Origin of the sequence: Brevibacillus laterosporus LMG 15441 (assembly GCF_000219535.2) — a bacterium.
In the GTDB taxonomy this organism is placed as follows: Bacteria; Bacillota; Bacilli; order Brevibacillales; family Brevibacillaceae; genus Brevibacillus_B; species Brevibacillus_B halotolerans.
Genome location: NZ_CP007806.1, coordinates 1,425,323 through 1,449,950, shown reverse-complemented (window position 1 = coordinate 1,449,950; position 24,628 = coordinate 1,425,323). Strand labels below are relative to the sequence as shown.

Here is a 24,628-nt window from a genome sequence, read left to right as displayed (position 1 = left end):
TCTTCTTTAATGTGTATAGGCACTCACATTCTCCTCAGAGACGGCTCTATGCAACGCCTGATTAAGTCCTGTAGCTACTATATTAGAAATGCCCTCCATAAAATCGTCTATTTCCTTAGGTGTCACTACTAGCTCTTGCCCTAACGGACGCAGCACTTCATGAATTAACTGTCGCTTTTCATCCTCAGAGAGCTGCCCTACTAATCCCATGAAGGTTCCCCTTTTTTCCATATCAGGTAAGTCTTCCTCTGTGTAAGGTTCTTTTCGCTCAGGCATTTCCGAAGCAGTAAGTCGATTAAATGCTCGATTTTGCTCCTGCATCGATTGATTAAAATGACCTAATAAATAAGTAATCGCATCATTTACAATGGTAGAAGCAAATACCACCGTTGGAACCCCTATAGAGATGACAGGAACTCCTAATGTGGCGTGGTCAATGGATTTACGCTTATTTCCTACTCCCGAACCGGGATGGATACCCGAATCGGCAATCTGAATCGTTGTATTGACACGGTGTAGGGCTCGGGATGCAAGGGCATCAATCGCGATTACAAAGTCTGGCTTGCTCTTCTCTACCACACCAAACACAATTTCACTAGTCTCAATACCCGTAATCCCTAATACACCGGGAGACAGTGCGCTAACCTCACGATATCCATCTTGAACGGATTCAGGTGCTAGCTCAAATAGATGACGAGTCACCAATAAATTTTCAACAACTTGAGGGCCTAGTGCATCAGGCGTTACATTCCAATTTCCAAGACCAATGACTAATGCCTTTTTGTCCTCTGTTAATCCGAGTTCCTGCAGAAATCTAGCAAACTCTCGGGCGAATCGCTTCGTTACTATACCCTCCAGCTCTGAATCGTTATCTCTGAGTTTTGGCACTTCAATTGTCACATAATTTCCTGGGAGCTTTCCGATTTGCTTACCTGCCTCCTCATTCTCAACCTGCACTCTGGTCACGGTAATACCCGGCTCAGAGTTATCTGTTGCTAGGAAAACCCCTGGAATATCGCTTTGATTTTGCTCACAAGCTATCTCATGCGCTTCTACTGCCAGATCAGTGCGGATTGTGTACTTAGCTAGATCAATGTTATGTACATCCATTCTATTCGCCTCCAAGTAGAGAAAAATAACCGTACGACAAGCTAATTTGGCTCATTCCTCTGTCCCTTTGATTAAGAACCAGATTATCATGTGTTCTGTTCTTATTTCTTACTACTAGGTTGCTTGCTTCTGTCATTTTTATTCGCAAAATCATTCCTTGCAAATGCACCAAACGCATGCTAGAATACTATTTGTTGCATTTCTTTTGCTATGGTCTTTTCTATTGTTTTAAGGAGGTGAAAGTATGCCAAACATTAAATCCGCTATCAAACGTACAAAGACGATTGAAAAACGCCGTGCTCAACGCGCTTCTCAAAAATCTGATCTTCGTACAACAATCAAGAACTTCGAAAAAGCAGTTCTTGCTTCTGACGTGGAATTAGCTAAAACAACCCTTCTTGCAGCTGTTAAGAAAATTGACAAGGCTGCTACGAAAGGTCTTATTCATAAAAACGCAGCTAATCGTCAAAAATCTCGCCTGATGAAAAAACTTAACGTTCTTACTGCTCCTGTAGCATAATTTCGTTTGACAGGCCAAAAAACCCCGCAACCTTAGGTTTGCAGGGTTTTTTATTTTAGAGGTAAGCACGCATCCTATATCATTTTTATGTAATGAACGAACCACTTCTCCGTATCACACACAACACAAGCTTCATTAGCTTAGGAAATTTTGTTCTGCTTGCCCTATTGACACTTCCCTATTCCCCCCCTACTTCAGTTGGCGGATTCCATCAATATGGATCGTCAAATTAAAAGCATACTTCCCAGTTATCAAGGATTCTATTCTCCAATGCGACATAGCTAACAGCACGGACTTTTTACCAAGATTCCCTTTCTCATCTCCTGACAACTTAACTTGATCTTGTTGTAAGTTTAGCCATAAAAAATTACACCCCCTAAAGTTCATCAGATAACCTCAGGGCTTTTTCCAATGTCTACTTTAAGGGGTGCACTTCAAGTGTCTGCACCCTGTAGAGCTATCTTATTCTGCTAACATAAAACACAATGCCTGTCATTACGATTTTGCTAATAGACGAGTCCCTCATGTCTGGAAAAGCTATCTAGGCTTTATCGTTTTAGCTCTTGTCCTACCTTCGCAATAAATACCTCCAGAGCTAATCTCTTGTCGGTCTGTCCTGATTTCATCCGGTAATCCTCTTCTGCAAGGATTCCTAGCAACTGGCGTAAACTAGCCTCCGAAAAATGTCTGGCTTGCTCCAGCGCCTTTTTAACGGCATAAGGATGCATTTTTAACATACCAGCTAGCTGCTGCTGCGTATAGCCTAGTGGAGCACGCGTCTTCACATGGTATATCAATCTAAATTGTCTCGCTAATAACGCCATCAACTTAATCGGCTCTTCTCCCATTTTCAAGCAATCATATAGGGTACGAAACGCATCTGTTACTCTACCAGTAACAACGGCTTCAACCAGAAAAAAAACATCCTGCTCTAACGTTCGTGAGGCCAAAAGCTCAATTGTCTCACGAGTAATTTCCCCCGTTTGATTATCGCCTTTCTTTACATAGAGCGTCATTTTTTCGATCTCTTTGACTAATAACCGTAATTCTGAACCAACACGCTCTGCCAGCAACATAGCATTTTCTCGTTCAATCTGTGCACCAAAGCGTTGTGCCGTCCGTTCAATCCATCCATATAAATCTGTATCCTGCAATGTTTGAAACCCTAGAACAACAGCGCGTTGTTGCAGTTGCTTTGTTAATTTTTTACGTTCATCCAGCTTATCGGCCTGTACATCCAACACGAGAGAACTGCTTGGAGTCGGGTCCTTTAAGTAATCCAGGAGGACATCTGTGTTATGCTCGATTTTACTTGGTGGTTTTGCTCCGGTTAAAAAATAAGCATTACTGGCAATTACCAAACGATAGTCAGACAAAAATGGTAAGGTATTGGCTTCTACTAACATGTCTTCTAAAGGTGTCTGAGCACAATCGTACATTCCTATATTTAAATCAGCGTATGTCGGGTCAATTATCTCGTTACGAAGCAAGGTCATAAATTCCTCTTTTAGATACGTCTCCGGCCCATAAAGTACATATACCGGAGCAAATCGCTTCTGTTTAATCTCCCGCATCGCCGTGCGTAACGGCATTCCGATCTCTCCTTTGTTACTCGCTATTTCCTCTATTTTTTTCTTACCTTAATTATAACACGCTTAGGCTTGCACGCAAAAAAACCACGACCTCGTCAGCCATGGTTTAACCAAGCAACATTCGCTTTTATGTAAACGCTAGAGAGAAAACCCCGGATGTTTTCTCTCTATACGGGAAGCAGGGGGTGCTTGATACTTTATCTTACGCGAAACGCACTTTTTGGTGTCAGTCTTCTGCAAAATTTGGCGTTCGTCCTATCTTCACATGATGAGTCAGCCTAAAATGCAGGAAGGAAGCCTATGCTATCCCCAAGCTTCGAAATACTTATCGTTCATTGATGAAAAACAGCCTATTGTCATTATAACTGAGGGTTGTTTTTTTAGCCCGTTCTCTTTCACCCAATGGCCCCTGAATGCAAGAATACACTCTGCTCTTTTTGTATAAGCATTCTTGAAACGGTGCCTCCTGATTTCCAGTAGCTGCTGGCTATTTATACCCAATCTTATTTCTGCCAATTCCAGCCATTTTGTTGATTGGTCCACTCTTCTAGGTGCTTTTCTGTGTCTTTTCGTTGCTTTTCCTGCTGCTTCTCCCATTCTTTCATCTGTTTTTCCCATTCTTTTTGTAGTTCTTTTTGCTTCTTCTCTAATTCTTTTTGCTGTTTTTCTAATTCTTTTTGCTTATCTTTAGCTTGCTGCTCCGCTCTTTGCTTTTTTTCTTCTTCTCGTTTTTTCTGTTCCTTCAGCGCCCGCTCAATGGCATTTTGAATAACCTTCTCTAAATCCTTCTGATTTTTAACATTTTGTAGATCAGGATGCTCCTGTAAAAATTCCTGCACTTCTTTAGACGCTTCCTCCCATGCTTGAATTTTGCCCTCTTGATCCAGCTTATTGTAGTTATCCACCTGATCAGGAATCAAGGAGAAAAGTGCCCCTTCTGATATCGACTGCTCATGGGCGGATGCTTGTTTATCAGAAGCCGAAGTGTGATTATCCTTTATTTTAGGAGAAATAGCAATCTCGTGCTGTGTTTGATTCTCATCTGTTTGGTTACCACCCTTCAGACGACCGTCCGTCTGTCCCATTGCTACACTAGTTTCAGCATCAGATTTACTGTCGCTAGATCCGCCCTGGTGGTGATCCGGTTTATTCTCTTTTTGCTTTTGTTCTCCTTTTAATTCTGTCGAGGTGTCATTTGGTGTAACATCTGGCACCTCTTTTGAAGCATCTTGTGGATTTTGGTCCTTCTCATCGTCAGTTGTTTTTTTATCAGTAGGTGTAGATTTAGGTTTTTCTGTTTTTGGGGTTTCCTTAACGATCGGGTCACCTGATGAATTTTTGGATACATCCTCTTGTACATGACCAGAAGCTCCATTCGTAAGAGCAATTGGCTCATTTTTGTCCTTATTGGCCATAACAAAAATTCCCAACAGCAAACAAGCTGCCGCAACACCGCTTCCTACCTTTGCCATCCACAATGGCAAACGGCGTTTTTTACCTACTGATTTGTCTTCTGTCTGTTTTAACTCTAGACGAGGTAGTTCCGTCTGTGTAACAGCCGCTGGTTCAGGGGTTTCTTGGGACTGCTCCAGTTGAGGTAAGAGCGCATCAACAATACTAAACGGTGGTGTAACTCTTGGTAGATTTGTCAATCCATCAGAAACCTTTTTTAAACGTTCGTACTGGAGCATATACTCTGGATTTTCAGCTAACTTCGCTTGTAAAATTCGTTTTTCTTCCTCAGACAAATCATCGTCCAAATCTCTTTGCATCCATTCATGGATGTCATCCTGCGTCATCCTCTTATCCCCCCCTTCTCATACTCCTGCAGCAGTGTCTGCAATTGATGTCTAGCCCTAAACAGATAAGATTTTACCGTATTGAGCGGTACGTCCAAGGTATCAGCAATTTCTTGATAGGAAAAATCCTGCAAATAGCGAAGTACAACAACTACTCGATAATGCTCCGGTAATTTGGCAATTGCTCGATGAACATCCTCTGACATGCTATGCAACAAAATCGTATCTTCAACATTTTGTTTGTCTTGTAGCGTCAGTTCGTATTCATCGATGGATAATGTCTCCTTTTTTGCCCGAAAGCGATCCATGCAAATGTTGCTGACAATACGTTGAACCCATGTGGTAAATTTGGCTTTTTCCTGAAAGGTGCCAATTTTTCTAAAGACGCGTAATAAAGCTTCCTGGGCTACATCCATTGCATCGTGTTCGTTACCCGTAATATAGAAAGCGCTCCGATACACGGTGTTTTCAATGGAGCGAAGCAGTTCCACCAAAGCTTCTTGATCTCCTGCCTGCGCCTTTTTGATCAGGTCAGCTTCAATCATTAGCGCTCTCTCCTTCCTTTCAGACGTAGGCAACTTCATGAAAGTTGCAAACATAATCCATCATTGTAATTATTCTGGTTGTAATGTAGGAGTAACTTTATATCCATTTTCATTAATTGTAACAGTAATCGCTCCATGGTGATCAGTGCGATAAATCTGTGTATTCCGTTGTTTAAAACGCTCTATTACTTGCTCAGATGGATGATGGTATCGATTGTTAGTTCCTACTGAGATCAATGAAACACTAGGAGTAATCGCATGTAAGAATTCCTCACTGCTAGAAGTCTTGCTCCCGTGATGCCCTACCTTTAGAAGATCAATAGGAGGTAATGTATAGCGCCGTAACAATTCTTGTTCTCCCGATTCTTCCAAATCGCCTGTTAACAATATGTTTACACCATATGCAGACAAGAGCAGCACAACAGATGCATTATTCTCAGAGCTCCCTTGTGTCCTTTTAGAATCAGGCGATAGCCAGGTCCATGTAACCTGCGGATTATCCTGCCAGGTATAGCCTAAATATCCAGTATGCATTTTGATTTGTTCACTATGTAAAGCTTGAAACCATTCTGCCTCAGCCTTAGGTTGTCTACCATTGGTAAGGACACGATCCACCTTCAGAGCAGGCAACAATGCTTTTACCCCTCCTACATGATCATGGTCCCCATGTGTCAGCACAAGACAGTTGATGCGTTCCACTCCTTTAGAGCGCAAATAAGGCACTACAACATCCTTTCCGACTTCAAATGGATTTCTACGTTTTTGCCAAGGCTCTCTTCCAAAGGAGATCGTTCCTCCTGCATCTATTACATATACAAAAGAATTGTCTATCTCAACTATTATAGAGTCTCCTTGCCCCACGTCAATAATGGTAATTTCTACCTCGTCCTTTTTTCCCCATGGGTCACGAGCAATCATCACCACTAAAATGAAGAGAAAGGTCGCCATAAAAAGATCCTTTTTACGGTGATAGCCTAAATGCCACATTGCCCAAAAACCAACGCAAAAGCCCATATATAGTACGTGCCACCACCAAACAGGATGTGACCAATGCCGCAAGGGAATTTTTGTTTGGTGGAGAAATGTAAGAAAGGAATGAACAAAGGATAAAAGATAATCAGCTACAACAGAAGGTATGTAAGTTAATGCAATATGAATATGAGAAAAAAATAGCAGGATGTAGCCAAGCGGCAAAATAATATACGAATAGACAGGTACTAATAATACATTAACCAGCCATGAAATCGGTGAAAACAAATGAAAATAATGAATGAGAAAGGGAAATGAAATTAGTTGCGAAACCAGTGTGACGGCTAAAGTAGAAACCAACCATTTTGGCATAGGCCATTCCAATTGGACTAGCAACGGCACAAAGACTAATAATCCCATCGTAATAAAAAAAGATAATTGAAATCCTAGATGAAATAATTGATATGGGTCGTAGATTAACATAATAAGCCCAGTGACACCAAGTATTTCTAGGCCCTGCGCAGATTTTTCTTGAGATCGTGCTAATAACCCAAGAATCCCCATACAGCCTGATCGTACGGCTGATACCCCCATACCCACTAGCCCTACATAGATCAAAATAAATAGTATTCCTATCACATAAGAAATCTTTGTGGGAACACCAATCTTTTGTACAATCCATAAAAATCCGCTAGACACGATTGTGATATGTAAGCCGGAAATGGCAAGCACATGAATAAATCCTAAATCAGCATAAACTGTTTGAAGATCAGCTTCTACCTCTGATTGCTGACCTAATAGAAGTGATTTGAAAAACCCGATGTTTTCAGGCTCCATGCTTAGCTTTTCTAATTGTCTGGCTTCTTCTTTTTGCCATCTAGTAAAAAAAGCCCGCCAATCCCCTTCTCCCTCCTCAACCTCCATATCCGTAACATCCATATCAACTATTACTGCTACTTTTTGATACCGAAGATAGGATCTGTAATCGAACGCATGCGGATTACGAGCTGTACCTGGGAGCTTTATTGTAGCCTGTGCCTGAAAGGAATTACCCGAATGCCAGCCTTCTATAGTATTAATTTGTTCCTCATGCTGTAGCTTGAGACGAATAAGAACTCGTTCATTTAAATCTGTTGTCTGGAATGCGGTTTTCATTCTCTGTTTACTGTTCACATTGTTAATTCGTGCATAGAACCTCACCAAATCGCCGTCTCGCTCGACGGGAGAATCAATTTTTCCCTGTAGGAAAACAAGCTCCTCTCCCTCTGCATACTGCACTAATTCAGAAGCATAACGACTATCGTACCAGCTAAAATAACAAGCACCAGCAAGGAGAGAGCCCATTAAGAGCAAGCTCCACTTCCTCATCTCGCCCTTCAACCCAATCGCGGCCAATATTAATAGAACAAATCCGATCCATAAATAAAAAGGAGATGAAAAGAGCTTGAGCCTATCCAAATTACTAAGCCCAATCCCTATAATCCAACATAGTGATGTCAGAAAAAACTGATAGGCTGCCACCCGTTCTCCACCTTTCTCTCTATTCTCAATCCATTATAGGATCAAGAATATGGACAAAAATAATAGAGAAAGCGGAGAGGGTTATAGTATAATAGAGCAAAATTATGATACATAGTAGTAAGAACAGTGTTCGGTGTCAAAGGAGAGAAGCAACATGGCGAGAAAAAGTTGGGATGAATATTTCCTAGATATTGCCGATCAGGTATCCACCCGTTCTACCTGCCCCCGCCTTCATGTGGGTAGCGTAATTGTAAAGGATAAACATATTATTGCAACGGGATACAATGGCTCCATCCATGGTCACGATCATTGTGATGATGGTGGCTGTCTAATTAATGAAGCTGGACGTTGTGTGCGAACAGTGCATGCCGAGGTTAATAGTGTTTTACACGCAGATCGAGATAGTCTAAAGGGAGCTACGGCCTACGTTACACACGAGCCTTGTGAAAATTGCGCTAAAACACTCGCTCAATCAGGGATCGCACGGATCGTGTACCGTAATGCCTATCCAAATAAATGGAATGAACATTTCCTTAAAGGTATAGAGGTCATTCACTTACCTGTTTCGGATGCAAGAAACAACTAACTAAACTACGATGTCGACATAGGTTCTCTTTCGCACAAGAGGACCTCTTATTTGTTTATCAATAAGATACAAAAGGCTAACCGAATCGAGCAAGAGAACTGACTTGTAGACGAAACGAAAAAACATTTTACGCTCACCGTTTATATTTTGTTGTCCACTCACCCTGCTATAATCGAGTCAACTGTCGCATTGCGCTTGCTTGGAATCCATGTTAGATTAAGATAGTGTATTTTCAGGGGACCACCCTGTGAGAGGAAGAGTCTAAGAGAATGTGTGGAATTGTTTCGTTCTTCAATAAGCATCAAGCACCTGCACAACTAGAAACGATAAAAGCAATGACCGACGTGATTTTGCACCGCGGTCCTGACGACGATGGTTTCCATGTAGAAGATAATATTGCATTAGGCTTCCGCCGTCTTAGCATCATTGACGTTGCTGGCGGTCATCAGCCTTTGTTTAATGAAACAAAAGATATCTGGATTATCGGTAACGGGGAAGTTTATAACTACAAAGAACTACAGACATGGCTAAAGGAACAAGGTCACGTGTTCCAGACCGATTCAGATATTGAGACCATTCTTCACTTGTATGAAGAGGTTGGCTTTGATGCACCGAAAAAACTTCGCGGTATGTTTGGTTTCACTATTTATGATAGCCGTAAACGTCTACTGTTTGGAGCGCGTGATCATTTTGGAATTAAACCGCTCTACTATACGGAAACGGCCGATTCAATTGCTGTAGCTAGTGAAATTAAGAGCTTGCTTGAACTGCCAGGCGTGCATCGAGCAGTCAATCAACAAGGATTTTATCATTATCTAACCTTTCAATATGTCCCTGATCCTGAGACAATGTATGAAGGAATATATCGCATCCCTCCAGGTCATTTCTTTGTCATTCAAGATGATAAGCTGACACTTGAACAATATTGGGATGTTCACTTTGAACCGGATGAAAGTAAGCCATTCTCATATTTTGTAGAAGGTACCCGCTCTATTTTGCTAGATTCTGTAGATAAACACAGAGTTAGCGAGGTTTCTCGCGGTGCATTTTTATCCAGTGGTGTAGACTCCAGTAGCATCGTAGGCATGTTACGTAAGTTTGAACCAGTTAAAACCTTTTCAATTGGCTCTGATATCCCAGGATACAGCGAGCTCGATTACGCGCGCCGTACAGCAGAATATCTAGGTACAGAGCATCACGAAGTCACCATGAATGCAGAGCGATATTTACAGGAATTGCCTCGTCTCATCTGGCATCAGGACGAACCAGTTGCTGATCCATCAGCTATTCTCCTATATTTCGTAGCAGAAATGGCTAGCGAGCACGTTACAGTTGTTCTCTCTGGTGAAGGGGCAGATGAATTCTTTGGCGGATACAACATCTATCGTGAGCCTCACTCTCTTCGGATGTTTAAGCATATGCCAGCTTGGATGAAATCCTCCATGCGCGGTGTTGCTGAACATTTGCCAGATAGCATGAAAGGGAAAAACTTCTTGATTCGCGGCTCTAAAACAGTTGAGGAGCGTTTTTTTGGAAATGCCATGATCTTCAGTGAAGAGATCAAGGAAAAAGTAGTGATGGAGAATATTAAACATGCTGGTCATTACAAATCTCCACTAGATATCACGCAAAAAATTTATCAGCGAGTCCAAGGCTATGACGATGTAACCAAAATGCAGTATTTGGATATCCATACTTGGCTTCGCGGCAACATTTTGATGAAAGCTGACAAAATGACAATGGCAAACTCTCTGGAGTTGCGTGTACCGTTTATTGATCCAAAGGTATTTGAATTCGCAGCAACTATTCCGACCAAATACAAGATTGCAGAAGGTACAACCAAGCATGTTTTAAGGGAAGCAATGAAGGATTTTTTGCCTCCTGAAATCAAGACTCGTCCTAAGCTTGGGTTCCCAGTTCCAACCCGTCATTGGTTGAAGAATGAATTCTACAAATGGGCGAAAGAATTGATTTTTGAAGCGAAAGTAGATCATTTAATTAATAAAGCTTATGTGTTGTACATGCTTGATGAGCATAAGGAAGGTCACGGTGATTATAGCCGTAAGATCTGGACCATTTTAATCTTTATGCTATGGCATCAGATTTTTATCGAGCAGAAGTATTCCTTCCAGCCTTATGTAAGTCCTGCTGTTCAAATTCGCAAGCAAAACAACGCTTCAAGCATAGCAAGATAGTAATCTGTAAAACCTTTCAATCTAAGTGATTGAAAGGTTTTTTTGCACTTGCCTCTATCTTTTTATACGATGTCTTTAAAGATGTGATGGAGGGATAAATCATGGTTATGGAATTGTGGGATCGTTATCGAAAATGGATTTTTGTGAGTGCTGCCCTTTTATTTATTGGACTTAGCTTCTGGATATACCCCGCCGCTGAATCCACTACTATGTCCGGACTTACTCCTGTTGCCTTCGCGGAAAAGGAAAGCACTGCTACGACCGAATTGCAAACAACTAAGCTTGCAGATTTCGAACAAAAAAATGCTACTGTGAACACTTATACAGGCTCAGATAAAAATAATGATTCTAAAGAAATGCCCCTTTCTGATACTAGAGCTTCTGTATCCGTAGATTCCCCCCTTTCTAAAGATGAGCCAATAAGCAATTTGAATCATTCCTCTTATATTGATGTAAAGGGAGCTGTCACACATCCTGGCTTATATTCTTTTGACTCAAATGAACGAGTCATGCATGTTATTCAAAAAGCTGGTGGTTTCTTAGCACAGGCTGATCAGAAGCGAGTTAATCTGGCACAAAAGCTAACGGATGGAATGGTTTTATATGTTCCTACCTTGCAAGAGTCAGCTACTTCTTTGCCTAACCAGTTTACTAATTCATCCCTTCACCCTAGCTTGCCAATTCAAAGCAGTTTGCTATCTTCTTCACCCCAAGCTTCTGCTACTAAAATCAATATTAAAACCGCTACATTGGAGCAACTTATGAAATTACCAGGAATCGGGAAAACCCGAGCAGAGGATATCATTGCCTATCGCGATAAGAAGGGTTTTACTAAATTAGAAGATTTGATGAAAATTTCGGGTATAGGTAAGAAAACCTTTGAAAAAATAAAAAAGATTGCAATCTGTGAATAAATGAACCCAAATATTTAGATATATGTATTAGATGGGACGAGGCTCATGAAGAAATAAGCCACGAGTGATTATCCCAAAAAAAAAATTTTTCTAAGCGAGTAGATTAAGAACGACAATTTATCAGCTTCGTAAGCTCACTTTCCCCGGGGAATAAAGATATTTTTGTTATTTTATTAGATAGGTTTGTTATGGAAATAAAACGTTACTCTCTCCAAAAAACATGAACCCCTCCTTCAGCACATAAGATGTAAAGACCTCTTTTTAGAACGAAAAATAGCATGACTTGTACCGTTCTTTACAAAAAAAATATGGAGGGATTATCATGCAACTTGGGTTTATTGGAACTGGAAGTATGGGGGGCATGCTCATACAATCTTTTATTCGATCTCAGGCTGTGTTACCCGACCAAATTAGAGCCTATAATCGAACCCCAGGAAAATTGGCACTTCTACAAGAACAATTTCCAGAATTGCAAATCGCTATGAGCAATGTTGACGTCGTTACAAATAGCGATCTGATTTTTTTATGTGTCAAGCCAAAAGAATATCGATCAGCATTAGCTGAATTCGCATCTGCTCTTTCCAGCGAACAGGTCTTGGTTACAATTACAAGTCCCATAGTAGTAGAAGACCTGGAAAAATTCGTCCCTTGTCAGGTTATACGTGCAGTTCCAAGTATCACTAATCAAGCTTTGAGTGGACTCATCTTACTCGAATACGGTCGTTCTACCACAGATGAGTCAAAGGATCGTTTACTCCACCTTCTATCACATATCGGCCTCCCCTTGGAAATTCAAGCTCCATTTTTACGAATCTCGGCAGATATCGCTAGTTGTGGACCTGCCTTTCTCAGCTATACACTGCAACAAATAATTCGGTCTGCGGAAGAAGAAACTGGTCTACCCCACGAAACAGCCGTTCATTTGACAACCCAAATGCTAATTGGAGTAGCCGAATTATTAAAACAAGGACATTTTACCTTACCAGAGCTACAGGCGCGTGTCTGCGTACCAGGAGGAATTACCGGAGAAGGACTGCGAATTTTACAAGGTTCCCTACCTGGGGTATTTCATCATGTATTCCGCATCACACAAAAGAAATTTGAAGAGGATCAACGAGAACTGAAGGAACAGTTGGAAAATTGGTAGTCAGTATTGGAAAGAATCATGAAAGAAAGATTTTATAGACATGGCTGTTTTAACCTATTACGTTCATCCTTACGCCAATAGCATGGGGCTTTATTATGTGGCAGATGATTTATTGACCTCGATTATTCACCTAAAATTCAATATGACTTATATGAACTACTTATTCCATGTACATAGGTAACATATAGGAGAATAAAAGAGTGTCAACAATTCGCAAAAGAAAAAAGCCCCCCTCCTATAGCTAATTTCTGGCATCAGGAGAAGAGGCTGTCTTTTTTACACGAATACGAAACAGATGATTAACCTACTACAATATTAACCAGTTTACCTGGGACAGCAATTACCTTACGAACGGTTTTACCGTCAATAAGTGCAATTCCTTTTTCATGAGCAAGTACATGCTTCTCTAGCTCATCTTTGCTAAGTCCGTTAGCGACTACCAGCTTGTCACGTACTTTACCATTGATTTGGATTACGATTTCTACTTCATCCAGCACCAATGCTTTAGGATCAAATGTTGGCCATTCCTGCATGTGTACGCTACTTGTCTTACCGAGCAATTGTTGCCACATTTCCTCAGAGATATGTGGTGCGATTGGTGCAAGCAGAATGATAAGAGTCTCCATGGCAAAAGCAAAGGTACCGCGGTCTGATTCTGCTGGATAGCTGTACATCTTATTAACTAGCTCCATAATCGTACTGATCGCTGTATTAAAGGTATAACGCTCACCAATATCTTCTGTTACCTTCTTAATCGTATGATGCGTAGTACGGTACAAATCTTTGGCTGCATCATCATTCGCAGCTACTTGATAAGGAGCTTGGAATAATTCTTGATTGCTTTCTACCAAACGCCATACACGATTCAAGAAACGGAAGCTTCCTTCTACTCCAGTATCTGTCCAGTCTAGATCGCGTTCAGGTGGAGCCGCAAACAGAATAAACAAACGAACCGTATCCGCTCCATACTTCTCAATCATTTCGTCTGGGCTTACCACATTGCCTTTTGATTTAGACATTTTAGCCCCGTCTTTTAATACCATTCCTTGTGTTAACAAGCTACGGAACGGTTCATCGAAGGCCAGCATGCCTGCATCATGTAGCACTTTGGTAAAGAATCGAGAATACAACAAGTGCAGGATTGCGTGCTCAATACCGCCAATGTATTCATCGACTTGCATCCACTTGTCTGCGTTCTCTTTAGAGAAAGGCAGTTCCTTGTTGCTTGCATCAGTATATCGTAAATAATACCAAGAAGAATCGATGAAGGTATCCATTGTATCCGTCTCGCGTTTTGCTGCTCCACCACATGTTGGGCACGTGGTTTTCATGAATTCCTCAGAGCTAGTCAATGGATTCCGTTTTCCATCGATAACTACATCTTCTGGTAATAACACAGGCAGTTGTTCTTTTGGTACTGGTACTACGCCACAGCTATCGCAATAAATGATTGGAATTGGCGCGCCCCAATAGCGTTGTCGCGAAACCAGCCAGTCGCGAAGACGATAAGTGGTAGACAATCCGCCTTTACCTTGCTGTTCAAGGACATCAGCAATCGCTTTAATCGCTTCACGGTTTGGCATTCCATCAAATTGAGCAGAGTTTATTAAGGTGCCGTCTTCTGTATAAGGCGCATCGATACCAATTTCCTCAGCTAGAATTTCTGGATTTTCCGGATTAATAACTACTTTAATCGCTAAATCATACTTTTTCGCGAATGCAAAATCACGTTCATCATGGGCTGGCACACCCATTACAGCGCCTGTACCGTAATCAAGCAGTACATAGTTGGCTACCCAGATCGGTACTTGCTCTCCTGTTAGAGGATGCTTCGCGTATGCTCCTGTGAACAAGCCCACTTTTTCAGCATCAGTCGCTGTACGAGTAATGTCGCTTTCTTTCTTCATTTCTTCGACAAAAGCAAGAACAGAAGCTTCTTGTTCTTTACCAGCGATCAATTTTGGTACTAATGGATGTTCCGGTGCCAATACCATATAACTTACGCCATAAAGCGTGTCAGGACGAGTTGTAAATACTTTTACCTGCTCATCATTAAGCTCTGGAATTGTGAAAGTAACATTAGCTCCTTCGCTTTTCCCAATCCAGTTCTTTTGCATCGTACGTACTTTTTCCGGCCAACCAGACAATTTGTCTAAATCCGTCAACAGACGTTCTGCATAATCAGTAATACTAAAGAACCACTGTTCCAAATCCTTCTTCGTTACTTCTGAATCGCAGCGCCAGCATAAGCCATCAATTACCTGCTCATTCGCAAGTACGGTTGAGCATTCTGGGCACCAATTTACAAAAGCACGTTTGCGATATGCAAGACCTTGTTCTAGGAAAGTTAAAAATAACCATTGCGTCCATTTATAATAATCTGGGGAGCAAGTCGCCACTTCACGACTCCAGTCAATACTTACACCCAGACGGTTTAATTGCATTTTCATAAAATCAATATTTTCATATGTCCATTTAGCTGGCTGTGCTCCGAATTTAACTGCAGCATTCTCAGCCGGCAAACCAAATGCATCCCAGCCCATTGGGTGCAATACTTGAAAACCGCTCATACGCTTCAAACGAGCAATAACATCCCCGATTGAATATACACGCATATGGCCCATGTGCAAACGCCCAGATGGATACGGAAATTGCTCAAGGCAGTAAAATTTTGGCTTAGAGGAATCCTCCACCGTTTTGTTTGTTTTTTGTTCGTTCCATTTTTTCTGCCATTTGACTTCCAGCTCTTGTGGATTATACGGCATAGACATTTGCTACATCCTCCTTCTACTCTTTCACAAATCCTTCTTACATTGGTAACATGTTTAAAAGGTTACCCGCGTCTCATGATTAGCAGACAAAAAACCGTCTAGCCCCTAAGACACACAAAAAAACCTCACATCTCTAACAGCCGAAAAAGCTGCTAGGGACGAGAGGTTGTTTTTCTTCTCGCGGTACCACCCTAGTTAGCAAAGCAACTGTTTAACATGATGAAATGTTACCCAGTGCCCTACTCCCTTCCTTTTCCGTAACGTGGACAGACGCTTTTGCCTACACAACGAAAGTCTTCAGCAAAAAAGCAATGAGGGGAGTTCCAAAAAGAATCGGGTTGACTCGCACCTACCGTCAACTCTCTTATGCCGGATCTAGCTTTTGTACTAGGCCTCATTTTCGCTTTGTTCATATATGAATCGATTATAGTCGTTTTTACCGGAACATGTCAATCATGAGGACGTTTGGCTGAAAAAAATAGCCGTTCGCTTTCAGCAACAGGAGGAAGATTCACAAAATCAGCAGTTAGCTTAATTTCTTCAAAGCCAGCCTCTCGTAGCCACAAAATAATCTCTGTTGGCTGATAAGCTCTTTGGTATTGTGTTTCTTCTCGTTTTTGATAGCATCCATTTTCTACCCGAATAAAGAAAGTAAGATCATGCTCTACTTCCATTCGCTCTTCATCCGTATAGCATTGCCAGATGTAATTGATCTCTTCATCTACATGCGTAAATGTGTTATTTCCAAAAAAGGTGAGAATTTTATAAGGACTATGTACATCAAAAAGGAAAGTTCCACCTGGTTTTAGATGCTGGTACACACGCTGAAACGTAGCTTGCACAGCTTCCTTTTCCGTAATATAGCTAAGGCAATCACAGAAGGAAATAACCGAATCAACCGGGCTGACAGAGAGCTCTGTCATATCTTGTTCAACCCAATTAATATCAACATGTGCTGTTTTCATTTTTTCGTAGGCAATTGCAAGCATCTCTGGCGATAAGTCAACACCGGTTACCTGATAGCCTTTTTGGGCCAGAGGAATGGCAATACTGCCTGTACCACATCCCAAGTCAAGAATTGTCTGTGGCTTACCGTGTAGCTGCCAATAATCCTCTGCCCAAACCAGCCAATCCTGATAAGGAGTATCCGCCATCAACGCATCGTAGACTGTAGCTAAATGCGTATATGACATAGCCTTTTCCTACACTTCTACAGTGACGCGAGGTGCATCAGACCATAGTTTTTCAAGATTATAGAAGTCGCGTTCTTCTTTATGGAAAACGTGAACAACTACATCTCCACAGTCAACCAATACCCAACGACCTTGTTCTTCCCCTTCAATACCACGAATATTATACCCATTTTTATGCACCTGATCACGAATTTCACGAACAATCGCCTGTACTTGACGCTCATTGTTACCGTGACAAATGATAAAACGGTCTGCCATAACTGAGATGGTGTGGATGTCAAGCACCACAATATTTTCTGCTTTTTTATCTTCACACGCTTTATATGCTAGTTGAAGTAATTGATTGTCTAATTGTACCATGAAAGGCCTCCTCATTCTATTACAAGATCATTATAAGCAAGCAAAGTGAGCGGATATACCCGCTGTTTTTTTTCAATTAAAAAACGTATTGTTCCTCCGAGCGCAAGTGCTAACGCCTGATTCAAGTCTTGCTCTGCTAGGCACCTAATGTCCTCTACACCAGGATAATTGCGATTGGGTTCAATGTAATCAGCCAGACAAACAACCTTCTCCAGCAAGGACATATTCTCACGGCCTGTCGTATGATAACGAATCGCTTGCAGTATCTCAGCATCCTGTATCTGTAGCTCCTGTTGTACCACAATCGCTCCTACAAAAGAATGCCATAATTCTTTATCCCCTGAAAGCAGATCCTGAGGTAAATCATAACGAAGAAGATAATCTCGTAGCCGCGAAATCTCCCAGCATTTGCAGTAATCATGTAGCAGTCCCGCTAACTCAGCTTTGATCGGATCTGCTCCGTAGCGAATGGCCAGCTTTTTGGCTGATTCTGCGACACCTAAGGTATGCTGGTAACGCTTTTCATGCATTTGAGCTCTAACCTGCTTAAGCAAGGCTTCTCTATGTTGGATCTGCTCCATATAACCCGCTCTCCTTTATATAGCATTCCACCGCTGAAGGAACAAGATAGCGAATACTTTTTCCAATCTGGATCTGTTCGCGGACATACGTAGAAGAAAGGTCCCAAAGCGGAATCTCGATAAAATCCACATAGGGTGTCCATCTTGAAGGTTGTGGTGCGAAGTGAGGACGATGAAATCCAATAAAACGTACCAGCTTTACCAACTCTTCTATGGCATGCCACTGTGGTAGCATCTCTACCATGTCCCCTCCAATAATAAATGAGAACTCGTAAGTAGGATGTAATGTAACTACTTGTTGCATCGTGTCAACAGTGTAAGAAGGACCTTCTCGATCCAGCTCTACCGTCGTAATTCGAAACTGCGGATGATTACGTATTGCTAATCGTACCATTTCTGCTCGGTGAATAGCGTTTGCTACACTTTTTTTCTGTTGTTTATGGGGCGGAACATGAGCAGGCATAAACCAAACCTCATCAAGTTTTGCCTGCTCTCTCGCCTGCTCGGCAATTAATAAATGTGCATTATGAATTGGATCAAATGTGCCACCCATTATCCCAATACGTTTCATATGCTTTCTTTAATCCCTATGGTAGCACGATCGTTTTATTTTCTTTTGACTCTTTGTACAAAACAACGGTATGACCGATTAATTGTACCATTTCCGCACCTGCTCCAGTTGCCAAATCTTCTGCCACTGCATGCTTGTCATCCATATTATTTTGCAAAATGGAGACTTTAATAAGCTCGCGTACCTCTAGAGCCTCTTGAATCTGCTTTACCATATTTTCATTTACTCCGCCCTTCCCTACTTGAAAAATAGGCGTAAGGTGGTGAGCCATAGAGCGCAAATAACGTTTTTGTTTACCAGTTAGCATTTAATTTCCTCCTTGTTGCAAATGCTGCAACACAATTTCTCTCATTTTGTCAGTAGGCGCCGCTTCACCTGTCCACAGTTCGTAAGCCAGCGCCCCTTGATTTATAAACATGCCAAGACCTGAGTGATGGGTTGCTCCGATTTCTTTGGCACACTGTAACAATTGTGTTTCTAATGGGTTATAGATTAAATCGCTTACGATTAAATCAGGCCGTAAGCATTTTCTATCTACAGGCATTTCATGAATATGAGGGTACATTCCAATAGAAGTCGTATTGATTAAAAGGGTGCTGTCTTGAATCGCTAGCTCCGCTTGAGCAAATGAATATACACGTATAGGGATTTGAGACCCTAGAGCCATTGCCAATAATTCTGCACGCTCAAGTGAGCGATTCACAATCCGAATTTCTTTTACTCCACGTTCTACCAATGTACACGCAACTGCGCGAGCGGCACCACCAGCACCTAATAGCGTAACAGTCTGCTCTGTTAAATCAATCCCTGTTTCTTCTAATAACGAGCGAACATACCCTGTTCCATCAGTATTATATCCAATCAGGGTGCCATCTTCATTTACAATAGTATTAACGGCTCCAATCCGTTCTGCCAAGGGATCAATTTTATCCAAATACGGAATAACGGCTACCTTATGCGGTATGGTGACGTTAGCGCCTCGCATGCCTAAAGCACGAATAGCCTCGACCGCTTCTTTAATCTGATCATCATTAACTTCGAAAGCTGCATAAGCAAATGGTAATTGTTTTTGTTCAAAAGCCGTATTATGCATCACTGGAGATAAGGAATGTCCTACAGGACGTCCAAACAGCCCAACCATTGTCGTTTTACTATGTAACAGGAAGACCCCTCCCCCAAGTAAAGTTAGAAAAGCCCCTCCGCAAAGAAGGGGCTTGCTTGTTGTTCAAGTGATCGACACAGACTTGATTAAATTAAGCCTTTTCGTAATCCGACACTTACACCCTTTGGCACATGTACTTCTACGACCCCTTTTACTTTTCCCTGAAGCGCAATCCAGCCAAGCCCAGCAATAACAATATCAGTTGGTCCATTTGTATCAATTTTTAGCGTATAGCGGGTAAATGGCAATAACGCTTTAGCCGCTTCTCCTGAAGGTGGGGCAAGCATCTCCCCATGATGCTTCTCCAGCACTTCTTCCGCATTATCTAATTTTGTACGGTGAATGTACAAGTCATTAGCCAAATAGCAAGCAAATGGCTGACGTTCTCCTCTTACATAGTCAACGCGAGCCAATCCACCGAAGAACAACGTCTGTTTATCGTTTAATTGGAAGACGCGCGGATTAATCCGTGATTTCGGAGTAAGTTTGCGTAAATCCTCAGGTGACACAAGATGACCAATCTGATCACGATTAATAATACCAGGTGTATCAAAAATAGAACGTCCATCCTCTAGAGGAATCTCGATCTTATCTAAGGTAGTTCCTGGGAAGGGCGATGTGGTGATTTCCATGTCCGCTGCACCGTAATCGTGTAAAATCCGATTAATCAGCGTGGATTTACCAACATTAGTTACCCCTACAATATAAACATCGCGTCCTTTGCGGAATTCACCAATCCGAGCAAGTAGCTCATCAATCCCTATTCCTTTTTCCGCACTCACGAGAACCACTTCATTCGGCTTTAAACCACGTTCTTTCGCTTCATGCTGAATCCAGTTTTTCACACGATTAAGATTAATATTGCGCGGTAATAAATCTACTTTATTTCCGACCAACAAGATTGGATTTTGTCCAACAAATCGCGGCAATCCCCGTAGCCAGGAACCTTGGAAATCAAATAAATCAACTACCATAACCACTAAACATTTTGTGGAACCAATTCCATTTAAAATACGGAGAAAATCATCATCATGCATTTCTACAGGCGCTACTTCATTATAGTGTTTAATGCGAAAACAACGCTGACAAATCACTACTTCACGCTTCAATGCAGAAGCTGGTGCATAGCCTGGCTTCGCTTTATTTTCTGTCTGTATTTCAACTCCACAGCCCGCACAGCTAACTGGGCCCTCGAAGTCCTGATTTACTTCTTGTTGTTGTACCACGAAATCATTCCTTTCTTGCTCATCCAGTGCAGGGCAAGTCGTTCCATTTTCCGGTTAAATCGCGTAAAAAAACCATCCGAATTTTTAACTGGAACAACCAAAATGGTATGAAACCCTAAAAGGTTGCCGCCCAGCACATCTGTAAACAATTGATCTCCAATAACGACTGTCTCCTCAATGCGAACATTCATAATTTCAATCGCACGTTTAAACGCCTGATTGGTAGGCTTTCGCGCAGCTGGAATATAGTGGCATTGTAAGGGTTCACAAAAGTGTAAAACCCTTGCCTTATTATTATTGGATACAACCGTCACTTGAATTCCTGCTTCATCCAAACGCTTAAACCAATTCATTACTTCTGGAGTAGCATCAGGTGTATCCCATCCAACTAACGTGTTATCCAAATCAGTGATTACCGCTTTGATGTTACGTTTTCGGAGTTCATCTATATTAATGGAAAAGATGGATTCCACATACTCATTTGGGGTTAACTTCTGTAAAAGCAAATGCCCGTACCTCCCGCTCACCGTTCACTGGTCTTGTACGCACCACGAACGAGATATCGGGACTAACTATACCATATTTGGAAGGCTTGTTGCAAAACAAAATCAAATCTGCTATAAAGAAAGGTTCTCTTTTTCAATTAATTTGCAAACCCGCTCTGTTGGCCGCCAACAATCAAAACGATAAGAAGGCTTCGTCTCATACCCGAGCCTCCCACAGGAGTACGTGGTTTTATCACCCTGACCGCCCTTGTGCACACAAAAATGCTGACATGTCGCACAGCAATGAAACCGATTCGTATCAGCCATCTCGTTTATTCCTCTGTTCTTCCAAACCAATGATATCGATTTCGGGCAACCCAAGCATATGCTTTTTCACCAAAATAAGCAGCACCGGGCAAATAAAAGAACGGGGATAACCAGCAAAAATAAGTAAGGGCAAGCAATTTTCTCACTGCATAAAATGCTCTTAGACGTTCTCCTGAGGGAAGAAGGACCTCCATTGCTTCTCCGCATGCTTTATCCTGTAAATCACAAGCAGGCGCTTCCTCGTAATGACGCCACTCTATCTGATGCTTTTTCCCGGGTAACAATAAACTAGTTAACCGTTCACGAATAAAGCAGCACATCTTGCAATGCTCATCATAATAAACGATAGTCTTACTCATGTTACATTCCTTCTTTCCAAGCGGGGAGTGAAAAAATACTAAGCTGTTCAAATCTTTCCTTCTGTTCCTCTTCCCGCAGAAAATTAGAAAAGCCGACACCAATCAATCTAACACCGCTTGAGAAATCAAATTCGTCCAATAAAAATTCTAACCATTCCTCCCAGGATGTTCCTGACATTACTTTACGCTGTTTGCTTTTTGTTGTGAAGTCAGTAAATCTTACTTTCAGCGTGAGGGTTTGAGGATGTACCCCCTCCTGCTCCGCTTCTTCTTTTATATGAGCAAGTAATTCACGGGCAATTTCAGCGATTCGGTCACGCTCCTGTAAATCGTACACTAGGGTGGTTTCGCGGCTAATGGATTTAACAGGGCGATCCATTTCAATTTCTCGTTGATCAATTCCGCGTGAACGCCCGTATAGCGCATGTCCCCACTTGCCAAATAGTTGAACCATTTCCTCTACAGACAGCTCCCACAAATCTCGAACTGTCTCAATCCCCTTTTTAGATAAAACCTCCTGCGATTTTTTACCTACACCATGTAAAACACTAATTGGTAACGGAGCCAGAACATCCAAAGCATTTTCCGCACGGATAATGACAAAAGCATCTGGTTTTTTCAAATCACTGGCGATTTTGGCTAGAGACATATTGTAGGATAAACCGATACTACAGGTAAGGCCCGTTTCTTGTTTAATACGTCTTTTCAACTCTTTGGCAATGGGAACTGCGTTTTCGTAATGGGACACATCTAAGTAAGCTTCATCTAGTCCGATGGGCTGATACAATTCCGCATACTCGGTATAAATCCGTCTAATTTCCTCGGATTTTTCATGATAACGAGCGAAGCGACATGGAACAAAAATACCCTGTGGACATTTTTTTCGTGCAAGAGCAACTGGCATAGCAGAACGCACACCAAACGAACGGGCCTCGTAGCTGCAGGTAGCTACTACGCCCCGATTGCCGGTGCCTCCCACAATGACAGGCTGATTCCGCCATTCTGGATGATCCAGTTGTTCTACGCTAGCATAAAATGCATCGATGTCCACATGAATAAATTTTTTCATAGCCGCTTCACCCAAACATATATTCTCATCCGATTCTATTGTTATTATAGAACACTGGGTGTAACGATTCAATTCACTTCGTTGGCCTATTTGCATTTTGAGTAGTATCCCAGGGTTTGTTTACCCATCTACGCATGGCAAAGCACCCGCGGAACCATTCATCCATTCCTTGTGCAATCCATACTCCAAGCAAACCAAGTCCAAAATAGATACCAAGCGTATAACTAAAGACTACCGCAATCCCCCACATCGCAAAAATGCCGATGATTACTGGGAATCGCACATCACCAGCGGACTTTAACGAACCCATTAAAACAATGTTCATTGCTCTACCTGTTTCGGTAAGGACCATAATCCACAAAACAGGGAGGGCTACAGCAATAATAGCTGGGTCAGTCGTAAACATTTGTAAGATCGGCGAGCCTAACAATGCGATAATCAGTGTCGTGACAAACGAGGCACACATTGAAATTTTTAAGGTGCGCATCCCTCGATGTAATGCCTTATCGTATTGTTTCCCGCCAATATAACGGGCCACCAGCAACTGTGTACCTTGTGCAATCGCTAATGTAAATAGATAGCAGATCATAGAAATATTCAATACATAGACACGTGCTGCCAGCGATGCAGTTCCCATCATCGCAATAAATCCTGTAATGATTACTTGTGATAGCTGGTAGGACAAATTTTCACCAGCCGAAGGAATCCCAATCGATAAAAGTCCTTGGATGTCCTTTTTTCTTACAATAAAGATATCTTTAAATCGAATACGTAAAGCAAGCTGACGAAAAACCAAATAGATCAAAGCACCCACTGCAAAGGCACGTGCGACCACCATTGCCCAAGCTACGCCAGTCACTCCCGTAATAGGCAATCCAAAAATACCGGTAATCGCGATAACATTACCACCTACACTAATCATGTCCATCAACAGGGTAACCATCAAGGAGTCCTTCGTATATCCATGACTGCGAAGTACAGCACTTAAAGCTAAGGCAATTGATTCTAGAAACAAGGACGCCCCACAAATTTGTACAAACAAAAGTCCATAGGAAAGAACATCTCCTTCAAGCTCAAAAAGACCAAGGAATTGTTTACCAAATATTACTACAATTGTAGCAACAACCATTCCAAACCAAAAATTTAAGCCAAAAGCAGATCGTGCCAGCTGTCTTGCCTGATCTAATTGATTAGCTCCTAGTCTTTGACCAATCAAAATAGTCGCACCAATTGACGTCACGTTAAAAATTAAAATAAAAATATTTAAGAGCTGATTTGCCACGCCTACACCTGTAGCTGCGTCATCGGAATAATGACTCAGCATCAGAGTTGCAATAATCCCCATCCCCATATGTAGCACTAATTCAAAAAAGATCGGCCACGTAATTTGAAATAGAGTTTGACGCTGATATTTGTTTGTTTCTGTGTTCACATTCACCCTTCTTTACTCCATTGACATCGATTCATGCTCAAAGATTTGTTCATTATAACGCGATGTTAGGTGGATGGGAATAGAGATAAACATGCAGACAAAAAAATGAGCTACCCACAAGGTTAGGTAGCTCCCATTTATCTTTTTTTAGGTTTTCTCCACTACACTGTTCATTACGATCAAGGAAATCTTAC

22 protein-coding genes and 1 other annotated feature are annotated in these 24,628 nt (G+C 41.7%); of the genes, 5 read left to right on the top strand and 17 right to left on the bottom strand.

The annotated features are described in order from the left end of the window. Positions 1 to 6: 6 nt before the first annotated feature. Positions 7 to 1,110 (bottom strand): GPR endopeptidase, encoded by a 1,104-nt coding sequence (gpr, locus tag BRLA_RS06710; RefSeq protein WP_003338250.1) that lies wholly within the window; start codon positions 1,108 to 1,110, stop codon positions 7 to 9. A 244-nt stretch (positions 1,111 to 1,354) separates the two neighbouring features. Between gpr and rpsT the strand changes: the two genes are divergently transcribed. Then, positions 1,355 to 1,630, top strand: a complete 276-nt coding sequence (rpsT, locus tag BRLA_RS06705) for a 30S ribosomal protein S20 (RefSeq protein WP_003338252.1) — start codon at positions 1,355 to 1,357, stop codon at positions 1,628 to 1,630. A 548-nt stretch (positions 1,631 to 2,178) separates the two neighbouring features. On the opposite strand, the gene holA is transcribed toward rpsT, so the two are convergent. From holA to BRLA_RS06680, 4 genes are all read right to left on the bottom strand, one after another. Further along, complete coding sequence (gene holA / locus BRLA_RS06695) at positions 2,179 to 3,222, bottom strand: DNA polymerase III subunit delta (RefSeq protein WP_003338253.1); 1,044 nt, start codon at positions 3,220 to 3,222, stop codon at positions 2,179 to 2,181. Between the two features lie 503 nt (positions 3,223 to 3,725). Beyond that, positions 3,726 to 5,021: a hypothetical protein gene (locus tag BRLA_RS06690; RefSeq protein WP_003338254.1), complete on the bottom strand. Its 1,296-nt coding sequence runs from the start codon at positions 5,019 to 5,021 to the stop codon at positions 3,726 to 3,728. After that, positions 5,018 to 5,566, bottom strand: coding sequence for an RNA polymerase sigma factor (locus tag BRLA_RS06685; protein ID WP_003338255.1), 549 nt, complete (start codon positions 5,564 to 5,566; stop codon positions 5,018 to 5,020). The genes BRLA_RS06690 and BRLA_RS06685 overlap by 4 nt, the downstream gene beginning before the upstream one ends. Before the next feature lie 69 nt (positions 5,567 to 5,635). Beyond that, positions 5,636 to 8,056, bottom strand: a complete 2,421-nt coding sequence (locus tag BRLA_RS06680; RefSeq protein WP_041751988.1) for a DNA internalization-related competence protein ComEC/Rec2 — start codon at positions 8,054 to 8,056, stop codon at positions 5,636 to 5,638. A gap of 154 nt (positions 8,057 to 8,210) precedes the next feature. Here BRLA_RS06680 and BRLA_RS06675 point away from each other — a divergent pair, with 154 nt between their 5' ends. The 4 genes from BRLA_RS06675 to comER all read left to right on the top strand — a co-directional run bounded on the left by BRLA_RS06675 (position 8,211) and on the right by comER (position 12,898). Then, positions 8,211 to 8,642, top strand: a complete 432-nt coding sequence (locus tag BRLA_RS06675) for a deoxycytidylate deaminase (RefSeq protein WP_003338257.1) — start codon at positions 8,211 to 8,213, stop codon at positions 8,640 to 8,642. Positions 8,643 to 8,911: 269 nt separating this feature from the next. Then, the gene (asnB, locus tag BRLA_RS06670) at positions 8,912 to 10,837 is read left to right on the top strand and encodes an asparagine synthase (glutamine-hydrolyzing) (protein WP_003338258.1); all 1,926 of its coding nucleotides are present in this window, start codon (positions 8,912 to 8,914) and stop codon (positions 10,835 to 10,837) included. 101 nt (positions 10,838 to 10,938) lie between these two features. Continuing rightward, positions 10,939 to 11,751: a ComEA family DNA-binding protein gene (locus tag BRLA_RS06665; protein ID WP_003338260.1), complete on the top strand. Its 813-nt coding sequence runs from the start codon at positions 10,939 to 10,941 to the stop codon at positions 11,749 to 11,751. Between the two features lie 322 nt (positions 11,752 to 12,073). Then, positions 12,074 to 12,898, top strand: a complete 825-nt coding sequence (comER, locus tag BRLA_RS06660; protein ID WP_003338261.1) for a late competence protein ComER — start codon at positions 12,074 to 12,076, stop codon at positions 12,896 to 12,898. Between the two features lie 299 nt (positions 12,899 to 13,197). Here comER and leuS read toward each other — a convergent pair whose 3' ends face one another. The 12 genes from leuS to BRLA_RS06600 form a co-directional block, all read right to left on the bottom strand. Beyond that, positions 13,198 to 15,663: a leucine--tRNA ligase gene (leuS, locus tag BRLA_RS06655; protein WP_187349317.1), complete on the bottom strand. Its 2,466-nt coding sequence runs from the start codon at positions 15,661 to 15,663 to the stop codon at positions 13,198 to 13,200. A 157-nt stretch (positions 15,664 to 15,820) separates the two neighbouring features. Further along, positions 15,821 to 16,079: a binding site (T-box leader), on the bottom strand. A gap of 39 nt (positions 16,080 to 16,118) precedes the next feature. Then, complete coding sequence (locus tag BRLA_RS06650; protein ID WP_003338263.1) at positions 16,119 to 16,862, bottom strand: class I SAM-dependent DNA methyltransferase; 744 nt, start codon at positions 16,860 to 16,862, stop codon at positions 16,119 to 16,121. Positions 16,863 to 16,871: 9 nt separating this feature from the next. Continuing rightward, a complete protein-coding gene (rsfS, locus tag BRLA_RS06645) occupies positions 16,872 to 17,222 on the bottom strand; it encodes a ribosome silencing factor (protein WP_003338264.1) in 351 nt (116 codons plus the stop codon). Between the two features lie 11 nt (positions 17,223 to 17,233). Further along, entirely contained in the window at positions 17,234 to 17,803 is a 570-nt protein-coding gene (gene yqeK, locus BRLA_RS06640) for a bis(5'-nucleosyl)-tetraphosphatase (symmetrical) YqeK (protein WP_003338265.1), read from the bottom strand. Beyond that, positions 17,784 to 18,374, bottom strand: coding sequence for a nicotinate-nucleotide adenylyltransferase (locus BRLA_RS06635; protein WP_003338266.1), 591 nt, complete (start codon positions 18,372 to 18,374; stop codon positions 17,784 to 17,786). Before BRLA_RS06635 ends, yqeK begins: the two co-directional genes overlap by 20 nt. 16 nt (positions 18,375 to 18,390) lie before the next feature. Next, positions 18,391 to 18,681: a ribosome assembly RNA-binding protein YhbY gene (yhbY, locus tag BRLA_RS06630; protein ID WP_003338267.1), complete on the bottom strand. Its 291-nt coding sequence runs from the start codon at positions 18,679 to 18,681 to the stop codon at positions 18,391 to 18,393. Continuing rightward, complete coding sequence (locus BRLA_RS06625; RefSeq protein ID WP_041751987.1) at positions 18,682 to 19,536, bottom strand: shikimate dehydrogenase; 855 nt, start codon at positions 19,534 to 19,536, stop codon at positions 18,682 to 18,684. 86 nt (positions 19,537 to 19,622) lie between these two features. After that, complete coding sequence (gene yqeH, locus BRLA_RS06620; RefSeq protein ID WP_003338269.1) at positions 19,623 to 20,762, bottom strand: ribosome biogenesis GTPase YqeH; 1,140 nt, start codon at positions 20,760 to 20,762, stop codon at positions 19,623 to 19,625. After that, positions 20,741 to 21,268 carry a YqeG family HAD IIIA-type phosphatase gene (locus tag BRLA_RS06615; RefSeq protein ID WP_003338270.1) on the bottom strand — a complete coding sequence of 176 codons (528 nt, stop codon included), beginning with the start codon at positions 21,266 to 21,268 and terminating at the stop codon, positions 20,741 to 20,743. The genes yqeH and BRLA_RS06615 overlap by 22 nt, the downstream gene beginning before the upstream one ends. 311 nt (positions 21,269 to 21,579) lie before the next feature. Continuing rightward, a complete protein-coding gene (locus tag BRLA_RS06610; RefSeq protein WP_003338272.1) occupies positions 21,580 to 21,933 on the bottom strand; it encodes a thiol-disulfide oxidoreductase DCC family protein in 354 nt (117 codons plus the stop codon). Between the two features lies 1 nt (position 21,934). Further along, a complete protein-coding gene (gene dinB, locus BRLA_RS06605) occupies positions 21,935 to 23,002 on the bottom strand; it encodes a DNA polymerase IV (RefSeq protein WP_031309531.1) in 1,068 nt (355 codons plus the stop codon). Between the two features lie 73 nt (positions 23,003 to 23,075). Next, the gene (locus tag BRLA_RS06600; protein ID WP_041752506.1) at positions 23,076 to 24,434 is read right to left on the bottom strand and encodes an MATE family efflux transporter; all 1,359 of its coding nucleotides are present in this window, start codon (positions 24,432 to 24,434) and stop codon (positions 23,076 to 23,078) included. Positions 24,435 to 24,628 lie beyond the last annotated feature (194 nt).

Excerpts from the sequence above, each read along its gene's own strand:
- comER (WP_003338261.1), top strand. The coding sequence starts at position 12,074 with ATGCAACTTGGGTTTATTGGAACTGGAAGTATGGGGGGCATGCTCATA.
- BRLA_RS06610 (WP_003338272.1), bottom strand. The coding sequence starts at position 21,933 with ATGAGTAAGACTATCGTTTATTATGATGAGCATTGCAAGATGTGCTGC.
- gpr (WP_003338250.1), bottom strand. The coding sequence starts at position 1,110 with ATGGATGTACATAACATTGATCTAGCTAAGTACACAATCCGCACTGAT.
- asnB (WP_003338258.1), top strand. The coding sequence starts at position 8,912 with ATGTGTGGAATTGTTTCGTTCTTCAATAAGCATCAAGCACCTGCACAA.
- yqeK (WP_003338265.1), bottom strand. The coding sequence starts at position 17,803 with ATGGAGCAGATCCAACATAGAGAAGCCTTGCTTAAGCAGGTTAGAGCT.
- rpsT (WP_003338252.1), top strand. The coding sequence starts at position 1,355 with ATGCCAAACATTAAATCCGCTATCAAACGTACAAAGACGATTGAAAAA.
- holA (WP_003338253.1), bottom strand. The coding sequence starts at position 3,222 with ATGCCGTTACGCACGGCGATGCGGGAGATTAAACAGAAGCGATTTGCT.
- rsfS (WP_003338264.1), bottom strand. The coding sequence starts at position 17,222 with ATGGTACAATTAGACAATCAATTACTTCAACTAGCATATAAAGCGTGT.
- dinB (WP_031309531.1), bottom strand. The coding sequence starts at position 23,002 with ATGAAAAAATTTATTCATGTGGACATCGATGCATTTTATGCTAGCGTA.
- leuS (WP_187349317.1), bottom strand. The coding sequence starts at position 15,663 with ATGCCGTATAATCCACAAGAGCTGGAAGTCAAATGGCAGAAAAAATGG.
- BRLA_RS06690 (WP_003338254.1), bottom strand. The coding sequence starts at position 5,021 with ATGACGCAGGATGACATCCATGAATGGATGCAAAGAGATTTGGACGAT.
- BRLA_RS06665 (WP_003338260.1), top strand. The coding sequence starts at position 10,939 with ATGGTTATGGAATTGTGGGATCGTTATCGAAAATGGATTTTTGTGAGT.
- BRLA_RS06685 (WP_003338255.1), bottom strand. The coding sequence starts at position 5,566 with ATGATTGAAGCTGACCTGATCAAAAAGGCGCAGGCAGGAGATCAAGAA.
- BRLA_RS06675 (WP_003338257.1), top strand. The coding sequence starts at position 8,211 with ATGGCGAGAAAAAGTTGGGATGAATATTTCCTAGATATTGCCGATCAG.
- BRLA_RS06650 (WP_003338263.1), bottom strand. The coding sequence starts at position 16,862 with ATGTCATATACGCATTTAGCTACAGTCTACGATGCGTTGATGGCGGAT.
- BRLA_RS06635 (WP_003338266.1), bottom strand. The coding sequence starts at position 18,374 with ATGAAACGTATTGGGATAATGGGTGGCACATTTGATCCAATTCATAAT.
- yhbY (WP_003338267.1), bottom strand. The coding sequence starts at position 18,681 with ATGCTAACTGGTAAACAAAAACGTTATTTGCGCTCTATGGCTCACCAC.